At 39.9% G+C, this 21,116-nt stretch carries 15 protein-coding genes, 2 tRNA genes and 1 other annotated feature; of the genes, 10 read left to right on the forward strand and 7 right to left on the reverse strand.

What is annotated here, in order from left to right:
* Positions 1-261: 261 nt before the first annotated feature.
* Complete coding sequence (guaB, locus tag E4T71_RS03215; protein ID WP_135036749.1) at positions 262-1,743, reverse strand: IMP dehydrogenase; 1,482 nt, start codon at positions 1,741-1,743, stop codon at positions 262-264.
* A gap of 99 nt (positions 1,744-1,842) precedes the next feature.
* On the reverse strand, positions 1,843-2,865 hold the full coding sequence (gene trpS / locus E4T71_RS03220) for a tryptophan--tRNA ligase (protein WP_135036751.1): 1,023 nt from the start codon (positions 2,863-2,865) through the stop codon (positions 1,843-1,845).
* A 56-nt stretch (positions 2,866-2,921) separates the two neighbouring features.
* Positions 2,922-3,093 (reverse strand) — a binding site (T-box leader).
* An 85-nt stretch (positions 3,094-3,178) separates the two neighbouring features.
* Here trpS and E4T71_RS03225 point away from each other — a divergent pair.
* Positions 3,179-4,801 carry an ATP-binding cassette domain-containing protein gene (locus tag E4T71_RS03225; RefSeq protein WP_135036753.1) on the forward strand — a complete coding sequence of 541 codons (1,623 nt, stop codon included), beginning with the start codon at positions 3,179-3,181 and terminating at the stop codon, positions 4,799-4,801.
* A gap of 83 nt (positions 4,802-4,884) precedes the next feature.
* Positions 4,885-7,434 (forward strand): YfhO family protein, encoded by a 2,550-nt coding sequence (locus E4T71_RS03230; RefSeq protein WP_135036755.1) that lies wholly within the window; start codon positions 4,885-4,887, stop codon positions 7,432-7,434.
* A gap of 103 nt (positions 7,435-7,537) precedes the next feature.
* Here E4T71_RS03230 and E4T71_RS03235 read toward each other — a convergent pair.
* The 5 genes from E4T71_RS03235 to rlmH form a co-directional block, all read right to left on the reverse strand.
* Positions 7,538-7,609, reverse strand: a tRNA-Glu gene (locus E4T71_RS03235).
* 61 nt (positions 7,610-7,670) lie between these two features.
* Positions 7,671-8,432 carry a LytTR family transcriptional regulator DNA-binding domain-containing protein gene (locus E4T71_RS03240; protein WP_135036757.1) on the reverse strand — a complete coding sequence of 254 codons (762 nt, stop codon included), beginning with the start codon at positions 8,430-8,432 and terminating at the stop codon, positions 7,671-7,673.
* Entirely contained in the window at positions 8,429-9,037 is a 609-nt protein-coding gene (locus E4T71_RS09765; RefSeq protein WP_167758466.1) for a GHKL domain-containing protein, read from the reverse strand. Before E4T71_RS09765 ends, E4T71_RS03240 begins: the two co-directional genes overlap by 4 nt.
* 899 nt (positions 9,038-9,936) lie before the next feature.
* Positions 9,937-10,010: transfer RNA gene (locus E4T71_RS03250), tRNA-Arg, on the reverse strand.
* A gap of 101 nt (positions 10,011-10,111) precedes the next feature.
* Positions 10,112-10,591, reverse strand: coding sequence for a 23S rRNA (pseudouridine(1915)-N(3))-methyltransferase RlmH (rlmH, locus tag E4T71_RS03255; RefSeq protein WP_135036763.1), 480 nt, complete (start codon positions 10,589-10,591; stop codon positions 10,112-10,114).
* 105 nt (positions 10,592-10,696) lie between these two features.
* On the opposite strand from rlmH, the gene E4T71_RS03260 reads away from it, so the two are divergent.
* The 8 genes from E4T71_RS03260 to mfd all read left to right on the forward strand — a co-directional run bounded on the left by E4T71_RS03260 (position 10,697) and on the right by mfd (position 21,100).
* A complete protein-coding gene (locus E4T71_RS03260; protein WP_135036765.1) occupies positions 10,697-11,863 on the forward strand; it encodes a S1C family serine protease in 1,167 nt (388 codons plus the stop codon).
* 47 nt (positions 11,864-11,910) lie between these two features.
* Positions 11,911-12,672: a ParB/RepB/Spo0J family partition protein gene (locus tag E4T71_RS03265; protein ID WP_135036768.1), complete on the forward strand. Its 762-nt coding sequence runs from the start codon at positions 11,911-11,913 to the stop codon at positions 12,670-12,672.
* Between the two features lie 191 nt (positions 12,673-12,863).
* Positions 12,864-14,216 (forward strand): chromosomal replication initiator protein DnaA, encoded by a 1,353-nt coding sequence (dnaA, locus tag E4T71_RS03270; RefSeq protein WP_135036770.1) that lies wholly within the window; start codon positions 12,864-12,866, stop codon positions 14,214-14,216.
* A gap of 161 nt (positions 14,217-14,377) precedes the next feature.
* Positions 14,378-15,511 carry a DNA polymerase III subunit beta gene (gene dnaN / locus E4T71_RS03275; RefSeq protein ID WP_135036772.1) on the forward strand — a complete coding sequence of 378 codons (1,134 nt, stop codon included), beginning with the start codon at positions 14,378-14,380 and terminating at the stop codon, positions 15,509-15,511.
* Positions 15,512-15,519: 8 nt separating this feature from the next.
* Complete coding sequence (locus E4T71_RS03280; RefSeq protein ID WP_135036774.1) at positions 15,520-15,714, forward strand: DUF951 domain-containing protein; 195 nt, start codon at positions 15,520-15,522, stop codon at positions 15,712-15,714.
* A gap of 118 nt (positions 15,715-15,832) precedes the next feature.
* Positions 15,833-16,948, forward strand: coding sequence for a redox-regulated ATPase YchF (ychF, locus tag E4T71_RS03285; protein ID WP_135036776.1), 1,116 nt, complete (start codon positions 15,833-15,835; stop codon positions 16,946-16,948).
* Between the two features lie 53 nt (positions 16,949-17,001).
* A complete protein-coding gene (pth, locus tag E4T71_RS03290; protein ID WP_135036778.1) occupies positions 17,002-17,571 on the forward strand; it encodes an aminoacyl-tRNA hydrolase in 570 nt (189 codons plus the stop codon).
* Positions 17,561-21,100 carry a transcription-repair coupling factor gene (mfd, locus tag E4T71_RS03295; RefSeq protein ID WP_194181246.1) on the forward strand — a complete coding sequence of 1,180 codons (3,540 nt, stop codon included), beginning with the start codon at positions 17,561-17,563 and terminating at the stop codon, positions 21,098-21,100. The genes pth and mfd overlap by 11 nt, the downstream gene beginning before the upstream one ends.
* Positions 21,101-21,116 lie beyond the last annotated feature (16 nt).

Raw genomic sequence — 21,116 nt, forward strand, 5'->3', positions numbered from 1 at the left:
TCGAACCTATATTTGGTAGGATGAAGGGTGTTTTTGGCGTACGCCGAGTTCATGTTCGAGGAAATCAAAACGTGGAAACAGAGTTAGGGCTCCTCTTAATGAGCATGAATCTTACAAAATTGACTAAGAGGTTAGTCCAATATGAAAAAGACAAAGAAAAATCACAGACAAATTTGTATCTTTTGGCGAAAACCAAATACAAATTCTCTGTGATTTTTCAATTATTGGCTAGTTTTTGCCCAGCCTCTTTTTTAGTTATTATTAGTGCATTGAATAGTTCGGTGCTTCATTTGTGATCTGCACATCATGTGGATGACTTTCTTTAAGACCCGCACCACTCATCTCCATAAATTGAGCATTTTCACGAAGTTGAGAGAGGTCACCTGCACCGACATAGCCCATACCTGAGCGAAGACCTCCAACCATTTGGAAGACAATGTCAGAAGCAGCTCCCTTATAGGCAACACGTCCTTCAATTCCTTCTGGAACCAATTTGTTCGCCTCATTAATAGATGATTGGAAATAACGATCTTTGGAGCCTTTTTTCATAGCTGCTAAACTTCCCATACCACGATAAGTTTTGAACTTACGTCCTTGGAAGATCTCAGTCTCACCTGGAGCCTCATCCGTACCAGCTAACATCGAGCCGAGCATTACAGCATGACCACCAGCAGCAAGGGCTTTCACAATATCACCTGAGTATTTAATACCACCATCTGCAATAATCGTCTTACCATATTCACGTGCTACTCCCGCAGCATCATAAATAGCTGTTACTTGTGGTACACCCACTCCAGCGATAACCCGTGTTGTACAAATCGAACCAGGTCCAATTCCAACTTTAACCACGTCTACACCGGCATCATAAAGTGCACGTGTCCCTTCAGCAGTTGCGACATTTCCTGCAATAAGAGTCTTATCAGGGAATACTTCACGAATTTCACGAATTTTCCGCAAAACTCCTGCTGAATGACCATGAGCCGTGTCAATGACAATTGCATCTGCACCTGCTTCAAACAAAGCTCTTGCTCGATCAAAAGTATCTGATGTAACACCCACCGCACCTGCTACTAACAGGCGACCATATTGATCTTTCGCAGCATTTGGAAACTCAATGACTTTTTCAATATCCTTAATGGTAATCAAACCAGCCAAGGAACCATCTTCATTAACTAGTGGCAATTTCTCAATTCGATTTTGATGGAGAATCCGTTCCGCTATATCCAAGTCTGTGCCAACCGGAGCAGTGACCAAATTTTCACTGGTCATATGTTCACGAATAGCCTGACCAAAGTCAGTGATAAAACGCATATCACGATTCGTGATAATACCAACCAATTTACGACTCTCAAAAGAATCTACAATTGGTACACCACTAATATGATAACGCTCCATCAATTCATTCGCTTCAGATACAGAATGATTTGGAGTTAAGAAGAACGGATCCATGATAACACCATTTTCAGATCGTTTTACTTTACGAACTTCATCCGCCTGCTCTTCAATAGACATATTTTTGTGAACTACACCGAGTCCACCAGCTCTTGCCATGGCAATAGCCATCCGGCTATCTGTCACAGTATCCATAGCAGCTGAAATAATAGGGATATTCAAGGTTAGATTCGGTGCCAATTGCGTACGCAAATTAATATCATTTGGCAGCACATGACTCTCTGCTGGAATTAGCAAGACGTCATCAAAGGTATATCCTTTTTTCAAAAACTTAGTATCCCAATTTGACATGGTTGTTCTCCTCTTTCTTAAACTTCATATTAGGTATCCCCAATCGATTGAACATATTTTATCACTCTCAAATGAATTGTCAACTAATATAAACTAGTTTCAAAAATAACGAATCCCCATAGCCTCTTTAACCTGATCAAGAGTTTGAGCTGCAACTTCTTGAGCCACCTGGCTCCCTTTTCTCAACATCTCATAAACTTGTCCCATATCTTGAGCAAATTCTAAACGGCGTTGACGGATAGGTCCGAGTTCTCTTTCCAAAATCTCTAATAAGTAACGTTTGGTTTTTACATCTCCTAGACCCCCACGTTGATAATGTTCCTTCATGGCTTGAATTTCCTGTGCATCCTCCGGACGCCCAAAAACATCCAAGTAATAAAAGACCATATTCCCCTCTACTTGACCCGGATCTTCCACTCGGATATGATTTGGATCTGTATACATACTCATAACTTTCTTTTGCAAAGTATCCATATCATCTGCCAAGTAAATCCCATTGCCTAATGACTTCGACATCTTAGCATTCCCATCCAAGCCAGGTAAACGCCCTGCTGATTCATTCTCAGGATAGATTCCCTCAGGTTCTACCAAGACATCTGTTTGGTACACATGATTAAAGCTTCTGACAATCTCACGCGTTTGCTCAATCATCGGTTTTTGGTCGTTCCCAACTGGGACATAGTTCGCTTTAAAAGCTGTAATATCCGCAGCTTGCGCAATAGGGTATACCAAGAATCCCGTCGGAATACTTTCTCCAAAACCTTTTTGGGCAATTTCTGTCTTGACAGTTGGATTACGCTCCAAACGAGCTAGTGAAACCAAATTCATATAGTACATGGACAACTCTGCTAGCTCTGGAATCTGACTTTGGATGAAAATTGTCGTTTTCGTTGGGTCCAATCCAGCTGCTAAATAATCGAGAGCCACATTCCCGATGGACTCTACAATCGTCTGTGGATCTTTGGCGTGATCCGTTAATGCTTGTTGATCCGCTAAAAACACATACAATTGATGCTCTCCTTGCTCTTGCAAAAGAACACGATTTTTCAAACTTCCCACATAATGACCGATATGAAGTTTTCCAGTCGGTCTATCTCCTGTTAAAATAATTGGTTTAGACATAGAATCCCTTTCTACAGTTAGCGAAATAAAAAGAAAAGTCCGCACAGAAAAAACTCTGTGAGGACGATTTACCGCGGTGCCACCTCTTTTATGGGAAAAACCCATCCCTTTTATTTCTAACAAATGTCAGTTATCAGCCCAATCTTCACCTTGTTCCACACTTGTTTACAGCAACCACAAGCTCTCTTTAGAGGAGACAAGATTACTTTTCTGATGCATACTATTTTATAGTCTTCCGTAGGTTAAGTCAAGATTTGATAAATAGCCTCCTTTCTAGTAAAATGAAAATAATATTAAAAATAGGAGAAGTCCATTGCTTACAGTATCAGACGTATCATTGCGATTTAGTGATCGCAAACTATTCGACGAGGTAAATATCAAATTTACCGAAGGAAACACCTATGGTCTTATCGGGGCTAATGGTGCCGGTAAATCCACCTTCCTCAAAATCTTAGCTGGTGATATTGAACCCACAACAGGTCATGTTAGCCTAGGACCAGAAGAACGCCTATCCGTTCTTCGTCAAAATCACTTTGACTATGAAGATGAGCGTGTCATTGATGTTGTCATTATGGGAAATGAGCATCTTTACAGCATTATGAAAGAAAAAGACGCTATCTATATGAAGCCTGATTTTTCAGATGAAGATGGTGTCCGCGCAGCCGAACTAGAAGGACTCTTTGCAGAATTAGGAGGCTGGGAAGCTGAAAGTGAAGCAGCCCAATTACTCCAAAACCTCAATATTCCCGAAGACCTCCACTATCAAAACATGAGTGAGCTGACCAATGGTGAGAAGGTAAAGGTCCTTTTAGCCAAAGCCCTTTTCGGTAAACCAGACGTTCTCCTCCTCGATGAGCCGACCAACGGTTTGGACATCCAGTCCATTACTTGGTTAGAGAACTTTCTCATCGACTTTGACAATACCGTCATCGTCGTATCCCACGACCGTCACTTCCTAAACAAGGTCTGCACACACATGGCCGATCTTGATTTTGGAAAAATCAAACTCTATGTCGGAAACTATGATTTTTGGAAAGAATCCAGCGAACTTGCTGCGAAGTTACAGGCAGATCGTAATGCTAAAGCAGAAGAGAAAATCAAAGAACTCCAAGAGTTCGTGGCTCGCTTCTCAGCAAATGCTAGTAAATCTAAACAAGCAACCTCACGTAAAAAGATGCTTGACAAGATCGTCCTAGAAGAAATTGTACCATCTAGCCGTAAATACCCATTTATCAACTTTAAAGCTGAACGCGAAATCGGTAATGATCTCTTGACAGTTGAAAATCTCAGTGTCAAGATTGACGGCGAAGTAATTCTCGACAACATTAGCTTTATCCTCCGACCAGGGGATAAAACAGCCCTCATTGGTCAAAATGATATTCAAACAACAGCTCTCATCCGTGCTATTATGGGAGATATTGATTACGAAGGAACTGTCAAGTGGGGAGTAACCACAAGTCAAAGTTACCTACCTAAAGACAACTCTAAAGACTTTGCAGGTGATGAATCCATTTTAGAATGGTTGCGTCAATTTGCAAGTAAAGAAGAAGATGACAATACATTTCTTCGAGGTTTCCTAGGTCGTATGCTTTTCAGTGGAGATGAGGTTAACAAATCTGTTAATGTCTTGTCAGGTGGAGAAAAAGTTCGTGTCATGTTGTCAAAAATGATGCTACTCAAATCCAACGTCCTCGTTTTAGATGATCCAACAAATCACTTAGATTTGGAATCCATCTCAAGCCTCAATGACGGTCTAAAAAACTTCAAAGAAAGTATTATCTTTGCTAGTCACGACCATGAATTTATTCAAACGCTAGCTAACCACATCATTGTACTTTCAAAAAATGGCGTTATCGATCGCATCGACGAAACCTACGACGAATTCCTTGATAATGAGGAAGTACAAGCTAAAGTTAAGGAACTTTGGAAAGATTAAATCCTCTTCTAGCATTTAAATCTACAGATAAACTTCGAGGCCAGGACTCATGTCCTAGCCTCCATTTTTATATAGGACTTATTATGAACAATTTTCTTAAGAGGTACTACCTTCCCTGCCTCTCATTCATTATTCCAACGCTTGGAATGATCCTACTCTATTATAGTCAGGAAATTTACTGGTCCAGTCCCAAAAGCCCCTTGCTCGGAGACGGGTTTCACCAGTACGTTATCTTTGACATTGCTTTACGAGATATTTTACATGGAAAAGATAGCTTGTTTTACTCCTTTACAACTGGCTTGGGGTTAAATTTCTATGCTCTTAGTTCCTACTATTTAGGAAGTTTTTTCTCCCCTTTGGTTTATTTCTTTGATGTTAAAAGTATGCCCAATGCTGTCTACCTTCTGACAATCCTCAAGTTTTCTTGTATTGGATTGTCAAGTTTCACTGCTATCAAAGGAACTTTCAACAATCTAAAACTCTACCTAGCCTTAGTTCTCTCACTTTGCTATACGTTTATGAGCTTTACAGTAAGTCAACTTGAAATCAAAACTTGGTTAGACGTCTTTATCTTAGTACCCCTTATTCTATATGGGCTAGATAAACTTGTCAAGCGTGCTCAAGTAGGACTTTACTACATTACTTTAACTCTTCTTCTCATCCAAAACTACTACTTTGGGTATATGATGGTCATCTTCCTACCTCTCTGGTATCTTGTTCAACTAAGCTGGGATTTCAAGAAGCGATTAGCAAGCATTCCTCGTTTCCTCATAACATCTATCTTATCTGGAGCCAGTAGTGCCATCATGCTCCTCCCTACTTTCTTAGATCTTAGAGGTCACGGAGAATCCTTAACCGAGATTGACCGTCTCTTGACAGAGGCCGCCTGGTATCTCGATATCTTTGCCAAAACCCTAATTGGAGCTTTTGATACTACCAAATACGGATCCATTCCGATGATTTATGTTGGACTGATTCCTTTAATTCTCAGTCTCTGTTTCTTCCTCCTGAAGTCCATACCGTTTCATGTGAAACTTTCCTATGGACTACTCATCAGTTTCCTCATTGCTAGTTTTTATTTAGAAGCACTAGATCTCTTTTGGCAAGGATTCCACGCGCCAAACATGTTCCTTCACCGTTATTCCTGGCTCTTCTCCATTCTCCTTGTTTGGATGGCCGCAACTGTCTTAGAACGATTGGAAGAACTCCAGTTTCAACAAGTTCTCTTCTTCATTCTCTTTTTAGTCTTAGGTTGGGGGCTAACTTGGTATTTCGCGAAAGAACACTATTCCTACCTCAACAGTACTCACTTTTTTTTGACGTTTGAATTCTTAGGAGCCTATTTACTACTATTCTGGGCTTATAAAAAAGCAAAATTGTCCTCTCTCTTCTATAGCTTGGCGATTAGCTTTTTCCTAATCGTAGAACTTGGTTGCAATTCTTTTTACCACATCCAAGGAATTACCAATGAGTGGGGCTTTGCCTCTCTAGAATCCTACCAAAAAGGACAAGAAGAAATAATGTCCTTAAAAGACAAGATGGACAGCGGACTCTATCGAACAGAGTTCCTCCAAGTCCAAACTGGAAATGATACGATGAAGTACGGATTGAATGGCATTTCTCAATTCTCATCTGTACGAAATCGTTTAGCCAGCAGTACTCTGGATGTACTAGGTTACAAATCTTCTGGTAGCAACCTCAATCTCCGTTACCAAAATAACACTGTCCTAATGGATAGCCTCTTTGGTATCCGCTACATCATTGGTAAAAATCAACCACCACGGCTAGGATTTAATCCAGTTCAAGCCGAAGGAGACTATGTACTAAAAGAAAATCACTGGGCTCTCCCCTTTGCCTTCCTAACCCAGAAAACGTATGAAGATATCGAGTTATCTAAACTAACCCTTGATAACCAACGAAATCTTCTGCAACACTTGACTGGACTCAGTTCTCCTCTCTTTAACCAAATTCCTATTTATGAAAGTAACACCAATCGTCAAATCAAGAAAGAAGGGGAAACTCCTCCACAAACAACCTTTGTGGTAGAAGCACCAGCAAATCAACAGCTCTACCTCAGTCTCCCAAATATCCAATTTCCAAACGAGGAAGACTCTGTTGTTCAGCTTCTCATTGACGGAACCTCTTACACCTATACTTTAGACAACACATTCTCCTTCTTCGATTTGGGATACTTCCCAGAAGCAAAAGAAGTTACAATCAAACTCCTCTTCCCAAGTGCTACAGCAGCTAGTTACGAAGAACCTCATGTCTACAGTGTCCCACAAGAAAGTTTAGAAGCCCTCTTTACCAAACTAAAAGAGCAGCAACCCCAAGTTCATACACAGGACAACCAGCTAGAAGTTCGCTATCAAACGGATAAAGAAACCAGCCTCTTTGTAACACTCCCATACGACAAAGGTTGGAAAGCCTACCTAAATGGCGAGGAGATTCCAATTCGACAAGCCCAAACCGGATTTATGGCTATTGATCTTGCAAAAGGAACTGGTAATATCAAACTAATCTTTGTTCCACAAGGTTTCTACCCCGGTCTTTGGATTAGTCTCATCTCCCTCCTACTCTTCTTAAGGTATCAACACTGGCTTAGGCATAAACCTCAGACTAATCAGAACTAATACCCTTTTTCAAGAAAAGACGCCCCCAATCAGAACATCATCACTGATTGAGGGCGTCTTATTTTTTCAAACAAAAAAGTCGGAGAAACTCCGACTCAACTTATAGTCCGTACGGGATTCGAACCCGTGTTACCGCCGTGAAAAGGCGGTGTCTTAACCCCTTGACCAACGGACCATCTTGTCTCAAGGACAAGAATAATTATAGCAACTCCAATTTAGAAATGCAAGACTTTTTTTCAAAAATTTTTATTTTTTTCGTCTAATAATTCTTTCATGGCTGTAAAACGTAGACGTGATAAGGGACAACTGGCTTGACCAGAAAATAAAACTTCTTTCTTTCGACTATCCCATCCCCGAATATTTTGGATATTCGCCAAATAAGATTTATGGGGACAAAAGAAACGTTCGTTCCCTTGGCCATCGGTTAAACGACGCAATTCTTGCAAGGTTCCAGAAAATTCCTTGATAAAATTTTTGCCAACAATTCTTAACTTATGTGAGCTAGCCGCTGTTTCGATATAAAAAATATCTTGAAAGGGAATGCGGAGTCGCTCCCCTTTGGTACTGAAATCAAAAAAGTCTTCCCCAGTATCCAAATCTAAAAAATGAGAGCGACTATATTCCAAGACCTTACGGATTCTCAAACGAAATAAATCTTTTTCCAAATCCTTTGGAATAAAATCCAAAGCTGCTACTTGATAACGAAAGGTCAACAAAGCAAATTCGGAATGGGAGCTAGTGAACACGATAATCGCATAAGGATTATTCTGCCGAATTTCACGCGCCACTTCCAGTCCTGTTCGCTTCTGATCTTGAATTTCAATATCTAAAAAATAGAGTTGATGAACCTCTGCTTGCGCGTGATAAGCCATAAATTCTTCTAGTTTACCCGTCGACTGAATATCTAGTTTTTGCTGAAGTTCCTCACCAAGTTCCTCTAAGATTCCTTCCAATCGAATCTGATGATGAACCTGATCCTCTAAAATCAGTACTTTCATAGTTGACTCCTTATCGTTAGATGTTGCGTGAAATGCTGAGAAACAATCTCAGTCTCCAATAACATAGCTTCCTCATGCTTTAAGATTCGCTGAACTGTAAATAACCCTGTCCCCCTACCAGATCCCTTGGTTGACCAATCAGGCTGAAAGATTTTCTGAATATTCAACTCGCCAGAAGGACGACTATTTCCTAAAATCATTTCAAGTCCCTGATCACTTCTAAACAAAGCCAAATCAATTCGTTTCTCCTCAGATACCTGAGCCGCCTCAATAGCATTGGTCAGCAAGATATTCAACAACCTCACTAAGGCTAATTGATTTACTTCCATTGGAGGCACCTTATCCCGAATTTCTAAATAAAAATTCAATTCTTTTTCCTGTGCCTGACAAAGATAGTGGAAAATCAAACTCCGAATCGTCTTATCCTCCAACAAACAGAGATCAAAGTAAGAATATTCTCGGGAAGTCATGACTTCATTGGCCTCCATCAACACCTCTTTATGCAATTTTTCAACAAGTTCCCAGTCCCTACTTTCAATTGCTACCGTAAAACTCACCATCATCCCTGTAAAATCATGCCGAAATCCCCTTAAATCTTGATACATACACCCTAACTTTTTGCAGAGCTTCGTCATAGGTAACCTATTTTCTCTTTCCTTTTTTTCAAAAGAAAGAATAGATAACCGCAACCGCAAGATAACAAAAGCAAAAATATAAAGCGATGCTGTTCGCAAAAAGCCGGAACAACCAATGGATAACATCGAACAAGTCGCAATTTGCGAAAAAGTTAAGAAAAAATGAATCACAATAAAGCAACAGAAAGACGTTCGAATCTGCTTCCGAAAACAGGGCTCATCCATAAATAACAAATACCGATGGAAAGATTGAAACAACAAATATAAGGTATGAAGGGACAAACCAGCTATCAAACTATACAGGAGAAGATGAAAATCAACAAAAAATTCATGACCTACGATTGTATATAGACAAAACAGAAAAAAACCTCGTAACAAATCAAAACCTAGATAGAGAATCCCCACTGAATAAGAAGAGAAACGAAAACTCTCGTAGGTATTCCGGTATAGTAACCACGAGAGTATGAAAGGCTCTGCAAATAAGAGGAAATGAAAAAAAACAGAATGCAGGGCACCCATTCCTACAAGCACCAACTCATAAATACAGAAATAAAAGAAGAAGGGTCTTTTCAATCGATTTCTCAGTAGACTAAAAAAGAGCCAGCCCAGGCCCATAGCACGGATAAACAATAAAAGCAGATGAAACGGACTATCGTCTCGTAAAAACAAATGAACTTCCATAGCAACTGTATACTATATCTTAAAATAGCCTCCTATAGGGAATCAAACCCCAAAATGTATAAAAAACTGCCTGAAATGAAAAAAATAGACATCATTTCCAAAAAAAAAACAAGCAGCTATTTTTAAAAGAGCCGTCAAAAAAAGAACTGGTAATTGAACCAGTCCCTCATTTACATAGACGCTCTACATGATCCCAGCAGGATTCGAACCTGCGACCGTTCGCTTAGAAGGCGAATGCTCTATCCAGCTGAGCTATGGGACCAATGCTCCTTATTATACCAAATAAAGCCAAAGCATGCAAGAAGCCTAAAATTTTTTATTTCTAAAGAAAGAGTCTATGACAGTGACTTTACCGTTGGACAGTTATTTATGATAAGGACTCCCCTCCTGAATCATAAAAGAACGATAAACTTGCTCTACTAAGACCAATTTCATGAGTTGATGGGGCAGTGTCAAACGTCCAAAACTGATCAGTAGATTGGCCCGTTTTTTCAATTTTTCCGATAATCCTAAGCTCCCACCAATAACAAAAGTCAAAGTGGAATAGCCTTTAAGGGTCGCCTGAGCTAACTCCTTGCTAAATTCTTCGGAAGACTGTAAACGACCTTCAATCGCCAAAACAACCAAATAATCCCGGTCTTGAATTTTAGCTGCAATCCTTTGGCCTTCTTTTTCAATGATGTGCTCTTTCTCGCTTTGACTAGCCCGATCCGGAATGCGTTCGTCAGGCAATTCAATCATCTCCACTTGTGTAAAACGCGATAAACGTTTTTGATATTCCTGAATTCCTTCTCGCAAATACTTTTCTTTCAGTTTTCCAACTGTGATAAACTTTACTTTCATATCCCCATTATACACAAAGTTATCCACAATTTGTGGATAACTTTTTTGTTTTAAGCTATAATTAAGTCTGATTTTATATAGTCAACTTGTGAATTGGAGGCCCACATGAAAAATAAATCATTAAAAACACCAGTGATTGCTGCTGGTATCCTCGGACTTAGTTTTTTAGGAGGCTATGCTGGCAATCAATTATCTCAAAATCAACATTTGCTAAACAACCAAACGCAAGTCGTTCCACAAAAAACACAAAAACATGAAACCAGCACAACACTTGCCGTCAATAAGGTTCAAAATGCTGTTGTATCCGTCATTAATTATGCTGAAACAGATCAAAGTAGCAGTATTTTTAACCTTAGCCCAAATGATAATGGAGAAGATACTGCCGCTGGAGAAGGATCTGGCGTCATCTATAAAAAAGATGGCAAATATGCCTATCTAGTCACCAATACCCATGTTATTTCTGGATCTAGCCGCCTCGATATTCAATTTGCAGATGGCAGCAAGGTTGAGGGAGAAGTAGTCGGTTCAGATGTTTATTCTGATATCTCTGTTGTTCGTATCCCAGCTGATAAAGTCCAAGAAGTCGCAATTTTTGGCGATTCTAGTCAGCTAAGTATTGGAGAAACTGCCATCGCTATCGGTAGCCCACTGGGAACAGACTATGCCAACTCTGTCACCCAAGGTATTATCTCAAGCCTAGAGCGTACTGTAACTTCTCGCTCAGAAGATGGACAAACCATCTCCACAAAGGCTCTCCAAACAGATGCTGCCATTAACCCTGGTAACTCAGGTGGCCCCCTCATCAATATTGACGGACAAGTTATTGGAATCACCTCCAGTAAAATTGCCTCTAGCATTTCTGGTGTATCCGTTGAGGGAATGGGATTTGCGATTCCTTCAAATGAAGTCATCGCCATCGTTGAACAGTTAGAACAAAACGGTTCTATCAGCCGACCTGCCCTTGGCATCAGCATGCTCAACCTGGCAAATCTTTCCACCAGTGACTGGAATCAACTCAAACTTCCTGAAGAGGTACAAGGTGGCGTCGTAGTACGCTCGATTCAAGCTGGTTTCCCTGTTGACGGTAAATTGAAACAATATGACGTTATCACTAAGATTGACGATACCGATATTGAATCAACCAGCGATTTACAAAGTGCCCTTTACAGTAAAAACATCAACGATACCATTAGTATTGAGTACTACCGTGATGGTAAATTAGAGAAAGTCGACGTCAAGCTCAACAAATCTACGAAAGATCTCAATCCATAAGCATCGCACCGCTTTACATTTTCGTAAAGCGGTGTTATACTTTACTAATGGATTACATCTCAGACATTAAGATTCAGGATATTCAGACCAATCCCTATCAACCCAGACGTCAATTTTCGGATCAAGCCTTGACAGAATTAAGTCAATCCATCGCTGTCAATGGCCTTATCCAACCCATTATTGTCCGTCAATCTCCGATTACTGGTTATGAATTACTGGCTGGAGAACGGCGCCTACGCGCCTGTAAAAAACTAGGCTGGACCACTATCCCATCCCTGGTAAAAGAACTGTCCAATTCCCAAATGATGGAACAAGCCATCATTGAAAATCTCCAACGAGAAGATCTGAATCCCATCGAAGAAGCCCTAGCTTTCCAAAAGCTTGTAAATCACGGCTTAACCCATGAAGATATCGGACAACAATTAGGCAAATCCCGTCCCTATATTAGTAATAGCCTACGTCTCCTGAAATTAGCCCCTTCCCTTCAGGAAGCCCTTAGCCAGGGACAACTTAGTTCAGGCCACGCGCGTCTCTTGTTACCTTTGACAGCAGAAGAACAAATCTACCTGCTCCAAGAGATAAAAAGCAAGGGCTGGTCGGTACGCCAGCTTGAAAAACAATTAAAAGATAAACACATGACTCCGAAATCCAGCAAGGCGGATCCCTTTCTCGCTGAAGCTGAACGCCAATTACAAGAAGCTCTTGGCACGCGCATCCAAATTCAACAAAAATCCAACAAGCAAGGTAGTATTACCATCTTCTATAAAAACCTCTATGAATACGAACGAATTATCCACAAGTTAAAATAGACTTGTGGGTTTTTCTTTTTTATTCTCAAAATTATTCACAGAGAAAAAGCTGATTTAACAAAGAAAGAATTGAAATCCACAACCTGTGGATAACTGTTTCTAAACATGTGGAAACTAATCCACAGGTTGTGGAAAACTTGAGTCTATGATATAATCCTACTAATTGAGTTATACACAAGAAAGGAATCGCTATGGACAAAAATCAACAATTTTGGCAACGATTTTTAGAGCTCTGTCAAAAAACACACGATGAAAATACCATGCGCTTCTTTGTTGATACAGCTAAGCTTGTTTCAATTCATAATGACGTCGTGACTATTTATCTCGATCTCCCTGCTAAACAGGATTTCTGGGAACTCCAAATTCAAGAAAATATCATTATTGTAGGATTTGAATTATTCCAGAAAGAGCTGCAAGTACACTATACCTTCGAACTTCCTAGCTCCATAGCCTACAAAGATCAAGAAAACTATCAAACTCCAACTAATATTCGCCCTCAAACTCAAACAGAAACTGGTCTATTGAAAAAATATCAGTTTGAAAATTTTGTATTGGGAGATGGCAATAAATTTGCCTTTGCAGCAGCTATGGCTGTTGCTGATGCACCTGGTAACACCTACAACCCTCTCTTTATACACGGTGGACCAGGATTGGGAAAAACGCATCTCATTAATGCGATTGGAAACCGTTACTTTGAGAATTATTCAACAAACCGCATACTCTATATCTCTGCAGAGAACTTTCTCAATTCTTTCATTGATAGCATTCGACTTGGAACGCAAGAAGAGTTTAAAGAACGTTTTCGGAATCTTGATTTACTCATTATAGACGATATTCAGGCTCTTAATAAAGATAGTATGACAAGCACCCAAGAGGAATTGTTTAACACCTTTGAAGCCCTCTACAATAATGAAAAACAGATTGTCTTAACCAGTGATCGAAGACCTGAACAATTAAACGGAATCCATGAAAGACTGGTCACACGTTTTTTATGGGGAAATATCTCTGATATTACTCCTCCCGATTATGAAACACGGATTGCCATTCTTCAGTCTAAAACCCAAAATCTTCCCTATACCTTCCCGATTGAAACCTACGAATATTTAGCCAATCAATTCGACAGCAATGTACGAGAACTAGAGGGAGCTCTAAATGACATTCGTTTAGTCGCTGACGTCCAAGGTGCTGAGAAGATTACAGTCGAACTAGCAGCACAAGCGATTCGTTCCCGCAAGGAGGATGTCCGTCGTATAACTGTTATTCCAATTGAAAGTATCCAAGAAGAAGTCGGAAAATTCTATGGAATCAGTATCAAGGAGATGAAGGGAACTTCTCGAAAACAACATATTGTCTTGGCTCGCTCAGTTGCCATGTATCTCAGTCGAGAACTAACCGACAATTCTCAACCTAAAATTGGAAAAGCTTTCGGAGGTAAGGACCACACAACTGTCATCCATGCTCACCGAAAAATTAAGAAACAAATCAAAGATGATCAAAGTCTGTTTTTAGAAATTGAGGAAATCAAGAAAAACCTCAAAAAATGACCTGTGGATAACTCCTGAACTTTTCCCACAGTTATTCACAGGTTGTGCACAACTTCAATGACTGAATTTGCCTAGCATTCAGCTAGTTTTCCACAACTTCCACAAGACCTACTACTAATACTTAACTATTTATAACTAAAATAATAAATAAAGGAGAAGCCATGTTTCAATTTTCAGTTAACAAAAATCTCTTCCTCCATGCCTTAAATACCGTTAAACGAGCAATTAGTCCCAAAAATGCAATTCCAATTCTCTCAACTTTAAAAATGGAAGTTGAACCTGAAGGAATTACTTTAATTGGCTCCAATGGTCAAATTTCAATTGAAAATTTTATTCCTATCGATCAAGAAGATGCTGGACTAGTCATTGATGCTCCAGGTAGTCTCCTTTTAGAAGCGAATTTTTTCATTAATGTTGTATCCAGCCTTCCCTCTGTTGAATTAGAATTAAAAGAAATTGAACATCAGCAATTAGTTTTAAAAAGTGGGAAATCTGAAATCACTCTAAAAGGAAAAGACAGTAATCAATATCCTCGCATTCAAGAAGTCTCTGCGAAAAATCCTCTTTTGTTAGAAACTAAGGTTTTAAAAGAGTTGATTTCTGAAACAGCTTTTGCAGCAAGTAATCAAGAAAGTCGTCCAATTTTAACAGGGGTTCATTTTGTCCTCAATGATCAAAAAGAATTGAAGACAGTTGCAACAGACTCTCATCGTCTCAGTCAAAAACTGATTCAACTAGACAATGCTGGTGATCATTTTGACGTAGTCATCCCTAGTCGCTCTTTGAAAGAATTTACAGCGGTCTTTGATGATAGTATTGAAACTGTTGAAGTTTATTTTGCTCACAACCAGATGCTCTTTAAGAGTGAGTATATTTCTTTCTACACACGCCTACTTGAAGGGAACTATCCAGATACTGATCGATTGATTCCAAAAGATTTCAATAGTCAAATCACCTTTAATGTTGCCCATTTACGTCAAGCCATGGAACGGGCACGTCTCCTTTCCAACGCTACTCAGAATGGTACTGTAAAAGTGGAGATTAAAGATCAAATGGTACGTTCTTATGTTCATTCACCTGAGGTAGGCCAAGTGGATGAGGAGCTTGAAACTGTGAAGCTAGTTGGAGACGACTTGAGTATTAGTTTTAACCCTAACTATCTGATTGAGGCCTTAAAAGCCATTAAGGCTGAAGAAGTTGAATTGAGCTTTATTTCTTCTATTCGACCTTTTACTCTAAAAGGAATCGAAGATGATCATCTCATTCAATTAATAACTCCAGTTCGTACAAATTAGGAGGTCAAATGTATCAAGTTGGAACTAGGGTCGAAATGAAGAAACCTCATGCGTGCTTGGTAAAAGAAACTGGAAAAAAAGCGAATGATTGGGAAGTTTTACGACTAGGTGCAGATATTAAACTCCGCTGTCATAATTGCCAGCACTTAACCATGATGAGTCGGTATGACTTTGAACGAAAAATGAAAAAGATCTTAAAATAAGTGAACCGAATGGGGGTGTGATGAGAAAACCGCTTTCTAAAGCAGGAAAGTTGGCATCACACTCCCTATTTTGGTCTGATATGATATAATGGATTGAATTGAAAAGAGGAGAGTAAACATGGCTTTAACAGCAGGAATTGTGGGATTACCAAATGTTGGAAAATCCACCTTATTTAATGCAATTACAAAAGCGGGAGCAGAGGCTGCAAACTATCCCTTTGCGACGATTGATCCCAATGTTGGTCGAGTAGAAGTACCAGATGAACGGTTGACCAAATTGACTGAATTTATTAAGCCTCAGAAAACAGTCCCGACAACCTTTGAATTTACGGATATCGCAGGTATCGTAAAAGGAGCTTCTAAAGGGGAAGGGCTTGGGAACAAGTTCTTGGCTAATATTCGTGAAGTAGATGCCATTGTTCATGTCGTTCGGGCTTTTAATGATGAAAATGTTATGCGTGAGCAAGGACGTGAATCTGACTTTGTCGATCCGATGGCAGATATCGAAACAATTAATTTGGAATTGATTTTGGCCGATTTGGAAAGTATTAACAAACGCTATGCGCGTGTTGAAAAAATGGCTCGAACACAGAAAGATAAGGACTCTGTCGCTGAATTTTCTGTGTTAGAAAAAATCAAACCAGTTCTTGAAGATGGCAAATCAGCTCGTACAATTGATTTTAGTCCAGAAGAAGAAGCCGTAGTTAAAGGTCTTTTCCTCTTGACTACAAAACCAGTTCTCTATGTGGCCAATGTCGGGGAAGAGGAAGTAGCGGATCCAGACGCTATTGAGTATGTGCAACAAATTCGTGAATTTGCTGCAACTGAAAATGCTGAGGTAGTGGTTATCTCAGCTCGGGCCGAAGAAGAAATCTCAGAGTTAGATGATGAGGATAAGACTGAATTTCTGGAAGCAATGGGCCTAACTGAATCTGGTGTTGATAAATTAACACGTGCGGCCTACCATCTCCTAGGCTTGGGAACTTATTTCACCGCAGGTGAAAAGGAAGTTCGTGCATGGACATTTAAGCGAGGGATGAAGGCTCCACAAGCGGCAGGGATTATCCATTCAGACTTTGAAAAAGGATTTATTCGTGCTGTAACAATGTCTTACGATGATTTAATGACTTATGGTAGCGAGAAAGCTGTAAAAGAAGCTGGACGTCTCCGTGAAGAAGGAAAAGAGTACATTGTGCAAGATGGAGATATCATGGAGTTCCGTTTCAACGTTTAAGAATAAAAATGAGGTTGGTACCTTTTCCAGCCTCTTTTCGTATTGGAGGAAACATGACTAAACTTATTGTTGGCTTGGGAAATCCAGGCTCTAAATATCAAAATACCCGCCATAATATCGGTTTTCAATATGTCGACAAAATCGCTCAAAGAGAGGGTGTCACTTTTAAAGAAGACCGTATTTTTCAAGCAGAAGTAGCTTCCTTTTTTTACAAAGGGGAGAAAATTTATTTAGTAAAACCTACGACTTTTATGAATAAAAGTGGACTGGCTGTCGAAGCTCTGTTGGCTTATTATGGTTTAAATGTTGAGGATTTACTGGTTATTTATGATGACCTGGACATGGCAGTTGGAAAAGTACGTTTGCGTGCGAAGGGGTCTGCTGGAGGACATAACGGTATCAAGAGTATCATTCACTTATTAGGACACTCTGATTTTCTACGTTTTAAAATTGGGATTGGTCGCCCAGAGCCAAAGCAGTCTGTACCAAATTATGTATTGGGGAAATTTACTCCAGATGACCAAGTACATATTACAGAAGCCCTAGAACGCGTTACAGAAGCCTTGTATGATTATCTTGATACAAGAGACCTAGAAGCAACAATGAGGTGTTATAATGGCTAAAACAGACCTCATTTCGCTTTTTGAGAACAATAAGCAAATCAATGATTGGCAAGAAGGATTTGAGAAAGATTCTCGACAACTAATTTTAGGATTGTCTGCTAGTAGCAAAGCCCTCGCTATAGCGAGTCTTTTACGGCGGAAAAAAACAACAATAGTGGTAGTTGTGGCTAGTATGGTTGAGGCTGAGCGATTAGAGAGTGATCTCATTGCCTTGGTGGGACCAGAAAAAGTCCACCCGTTTCTAGCAGAGGATGTAGCAGCAGTAGAGTTGGCCTTTGCCTCTAAGGAGAAGGGCTATATGCGGGCTCAAAGTCTACAATTTCTTCAAAGTAATCAAGAAGGAATTTTGATTACCAACTTGGCTGCTCTTGGTCTGCGTTTGCCTAAGCCAGAGAATTATGCCTCCTATAAGATGCCATTGGAACTAGGGAAAGCCTATCCCTTTGATCAGCTTTTAAAAGCCATAACTGAAATGGGGTATAAAAAAGTTGGTCAGGTGTCCCAAGTGGGAGAATACAGTCAACGTGGTGATATTCTCGATATTTATCCCTTAAGCGAGGAGTTTCCCTATCGCTTAGAGTTTTTTGGCGATGAATTGGATAATATCAGAACCTTTATCCCAGACCATCAACGCTCCCAAGAGCAAATGGAAAGCTTGGAGTTAAGACCGGTACTCGATCAACTAATCAGTCAGGCAGATTATCAGCGGGCAGAGGAAGCCTTACTGGAACTGATGGAATCCCCCTCAAATCCAACTCTTCTCTCCTATCTTCAGGAACTTCTTGCAGCGATTCGTAGTTATTCCTATCATGAAGCCTATCCGAGCTTTCTTCAGTATTTTTATGCTGAGGAATGGAGTCTATTCGACTACCTCCCTCAGCAAACATTGGTCATTTTTGATGAGTTTCAACGGTTGACAGATAAAAAAGCTCAACAAGAATTAGAAGTTGCTCAGTTCTTGACAGACCAATTACAAGTTGACAAAGCAGTGTCAACACAAAAATATTATATAGATAGCTATTCAAAATGGCGACTCTATAAGCCGACAACTTTCTTTTCCTATATTCAGAGAGGCTTTGGGAACTTAAAATTAAGCAATCTCTATCAATTTCAAGAATTTCCAATACAGGATTATTTTAATCAATTACCTTTGATCAAGGATGAGTTGGTTCGATTTCAAAAAGTAGGATATACCATTCTACTTGACATCAACTCGAAAGAAAAATTACAAACTTTACAATCTTCTTTACAGGAATACAAGTTGACAATTGAAGTTTCAAAACCCGACGAAATCAAGCTTAATGAGATCCAACTGTGTCAACTAGGACTCAGCCAAGGATTTCAACTCCAAGATCAAAAAATTTTGGTGATCACGGAGAAGGAGCTCTTCCATAAAAAGAATAGACGTCGGGTTCGTCGGCAAACAATTTCCAATGCGGAACGACTCAAAAATTACCAAGAATTGGAAAAAGGTGATTATGTAGTCCATGCAATTCATGGTATTGGTCAGTACTTGGGGATTGAAACCTTGGAAGTGTCTGGAAGTCACCGAGACTATGTGACGGTTCGCTACGAGAATGGCGATCGGATTTCTCTGCCTGTTGACCAATTGGACCTTTTGTCCAAATATGTGGCCAGTGATGGGAAAACTCCAAAACTTAATAAATTAAATGATGGTCGTTTCCAGAAAACCAAACGGAAAGTTGAAAAGCAAGTAGAGGATATTGCGGATGACTTGTTGAAACTCTACGCAGCACGTGCTCAACTCAAGGGATTTGCCTTTTCTCCGGATGGTCCTGATCAGGAAGAATTTGATAATGATTTCCCTCATGTAGAGACTGAGGATCAACTCAAGAGTATCCAGGAAATCAAGGAAGATATGGAAAAAGATAAACCGATGGACCGTCTCCTTGTTGGAGATGTCGGTTTTGGAAAAACCGAAGTAGCCATGCGAGCAGCCTTTAAAGCCGTACAGGATCATAAGCAGGTAGCAGTATTGGTTCCGACGACTGTCCTAGCCCAACAGCACCTGGTGAACTTCCAAGAACGATTTGCAGAGTTTACTGTCGAGGTCGATGGCCTTAGTCGTTTCAAAAGTAAGAAAGAGCAGGCTACTACACTTGAAAAACTAGCCAAGGGACAGGTGGATATCATTATCGGAACCCATCGGCTTTTATCAGAGGATGTCATTTTTTCTGATTTAGGTTTAATCATTATTGATGAAGAACAGCGGTTTGGCGTTAAGCATAAGGAGAAGTTAAAGGCGCTGAAAACCAAAGTCGATGTCTTAACACTAACAGCGACTCCGATTCCTCGAACTCTCCATATGTCGATGCTAGGAATTCGTGACCTATCTGTTATCGAGACACCGCCAACCAATCGCTATCCTGTTCAAACTTTTGTAATGGAAACAAATCCTCAAGTAATTCGCGATGCTGTGCTTAGAGAGATTGAGCGAGGTGGACAGGCTTATTATCTCTATAATCGTGTAGAGACCATCGAATTGAAGGTGGCTGAGCTGCAGGAACTTATTCCAGAGGCTTCTATTGGCTATGTTCATGGACAAATGTCAGAAGTTCGTCTTGAAAATACTCTCTTGGACTTTATTAATGGCGTCTACGATGTGTTAGTGACGACAACGATTATTGAAACGGGTGCTGATATTCCTAATGCCAATACTCTTTTTATCGAGAATGCAGATTACATGGGGTTGTCAACTCTTTATCAATTAAGAGGGCGTGTGGGACGGAGTAACCGTATTGCTTATTCTTACCTGTTTTACAGACCAGGTAAGAGCCTCACCGAGGTGTCTGAGAAACGATTGGATGCAATCAAAGGATTTACAGAGCTGGGAAGTGGATTTAAAATTGCCATGCGGGATTTATCTATCCGAGGAGCAGGTAACCTACTGGGAAGTTCTCAAAGTGGTTTTATCGATTCGGTTGGATTTGAATTGTATTCCCAATTGTTAGAAGAAGCCATTGCTAAAAAGCAAGGCAAGGTTCAAGCCAAACAGGGAACCAATGCAGAAATTTCTCTGGGAATCGACGCTTATTTGCCATCAGATTATATTCAGGATGAACGGCAAAAAATTGAAATTTACAAACGGATTCGTCATATTGATGGGCAGGAAGCTTATCAAGAATTACAAGAAGAATTGATCGACCGGTTTGGGGAATATCCTGATTCAGTAGCCTATCTACTTGAGATTGGGCTTCTAAAATCCTATGCAGATAAGGTGTTTGTAGAAAATATTCTAGTTAGAAATGGAGCCATCTGCCTTCGTTTTGCTCCTAAAGCAAGTCGTTATTTCCTAGCTCAAGATTATTTCCAATCCTTATCACAGACCAATTTGAAGGCACAATTAAGTGATGTTCAAGGAAAGATGGAAGTGATTTTCAACCTTAGAAACGAAAAAGACTATGAAATTCTAGAAGCCTTAATCCAATTGACCAGCTTTTTAGCCCAAAATTTGGACCAGAAACTGGCGGAACAAGATCAGAATTCTAGTCAAAACGTGTTACAATAGAAAAAAAGGAGAATCA

Origin of the sequence: Streptococcus sp. WM07, assembly GCF_004570525.1 — a bacterium.
Lineage (GTDB): Bacteria > Bacillota > Bacilli > Lactobacillales > Streptococcaceae > Streptococcus.

Coding starts and splice junctions, on each gene's coding strand:
- E4T71_RS03240 (WP_135036757.1), bottom strand. CDS start 8,432: ATGAAAGTACTGATTTTAGAGGATCAGGTTCATCATCAGATTCGATTG.
- dnaN (WP_135036772.1), top strand. CDS start 14,378: ATGTTTCAATTTTCAGTTAACAAAAATCTCTTCCTCCATGCCTTAAAT.
- E4T71_RS09765 (WP_167758466.1), bottom strand. CDS start 9,037: ATGTATCAAGATTTAAGGGGATTTCGGCATGATTTTACAGGGATGATG.
- ychF (WP_135036776.1), top strand. CDS start 15,833: ATGGCTTTAACAGCAGGAATTGTGGGATTACCAAATGTTGGAAAATCC.
- E4T71_RS03265 (WP_135036768.1), top strand. CDS start 11,911: ATGGATTACATCTCAGACATTAAGATTCAGGATATTCAGACCAATCCC.
- dnaA (WP_135036770.1), top strand. CDS start 12,864: ATGGACAAAAATCAACAATTTTGGCAACGATTTTTAGAGCTCTGTCAA.
- pth (WP_135036778.1), top strand. CDS start 17,002: ATGACTAAACTTATTGTTGGCTTGGGAAATCCAGGCTCTAAATATCAA.
- E4T71_RS03230 (WP_135036755.1), top strand. CDS start 4,885: ATGAACAATTTTCTTAAGAGGTACTACCTTCCCTGCCTCTCATTCATT.
- trpS (WP_135036751.1), bottom strand. CDS start 2,865: ATGTCTAAACCAATTATTTTAACAGGAGATAGACCGACTGGAAAACTT.
- E4T71_RS03280 (WP_135036774.1), top strand. CDS start 15,520: ATGTATCAAGTTGGAACTAGGGTCGAAATGAAGAAACCTCATGCGTGC.
- E4T71_RS03260 (WP_135036765.1), top strand. CDS start 10,697: ATGAAAAATAAATCATTAAAAACACCAGTGATTGCTGCTGGTATCCTC.
- guaB (WP_135036749.1), bottom strand. CDS start 1,743: ATGTCAAATTGGGATACTAAGTTTTTGAAAAAAGGATATACCTTTGAT.
- rlmH (WP_135036763.1), bottom strand. CDS start 10,591: ATGAAAGTAAAGTTTATCACAGTTGGAAAACTGAAAGAAAAGTATTTG.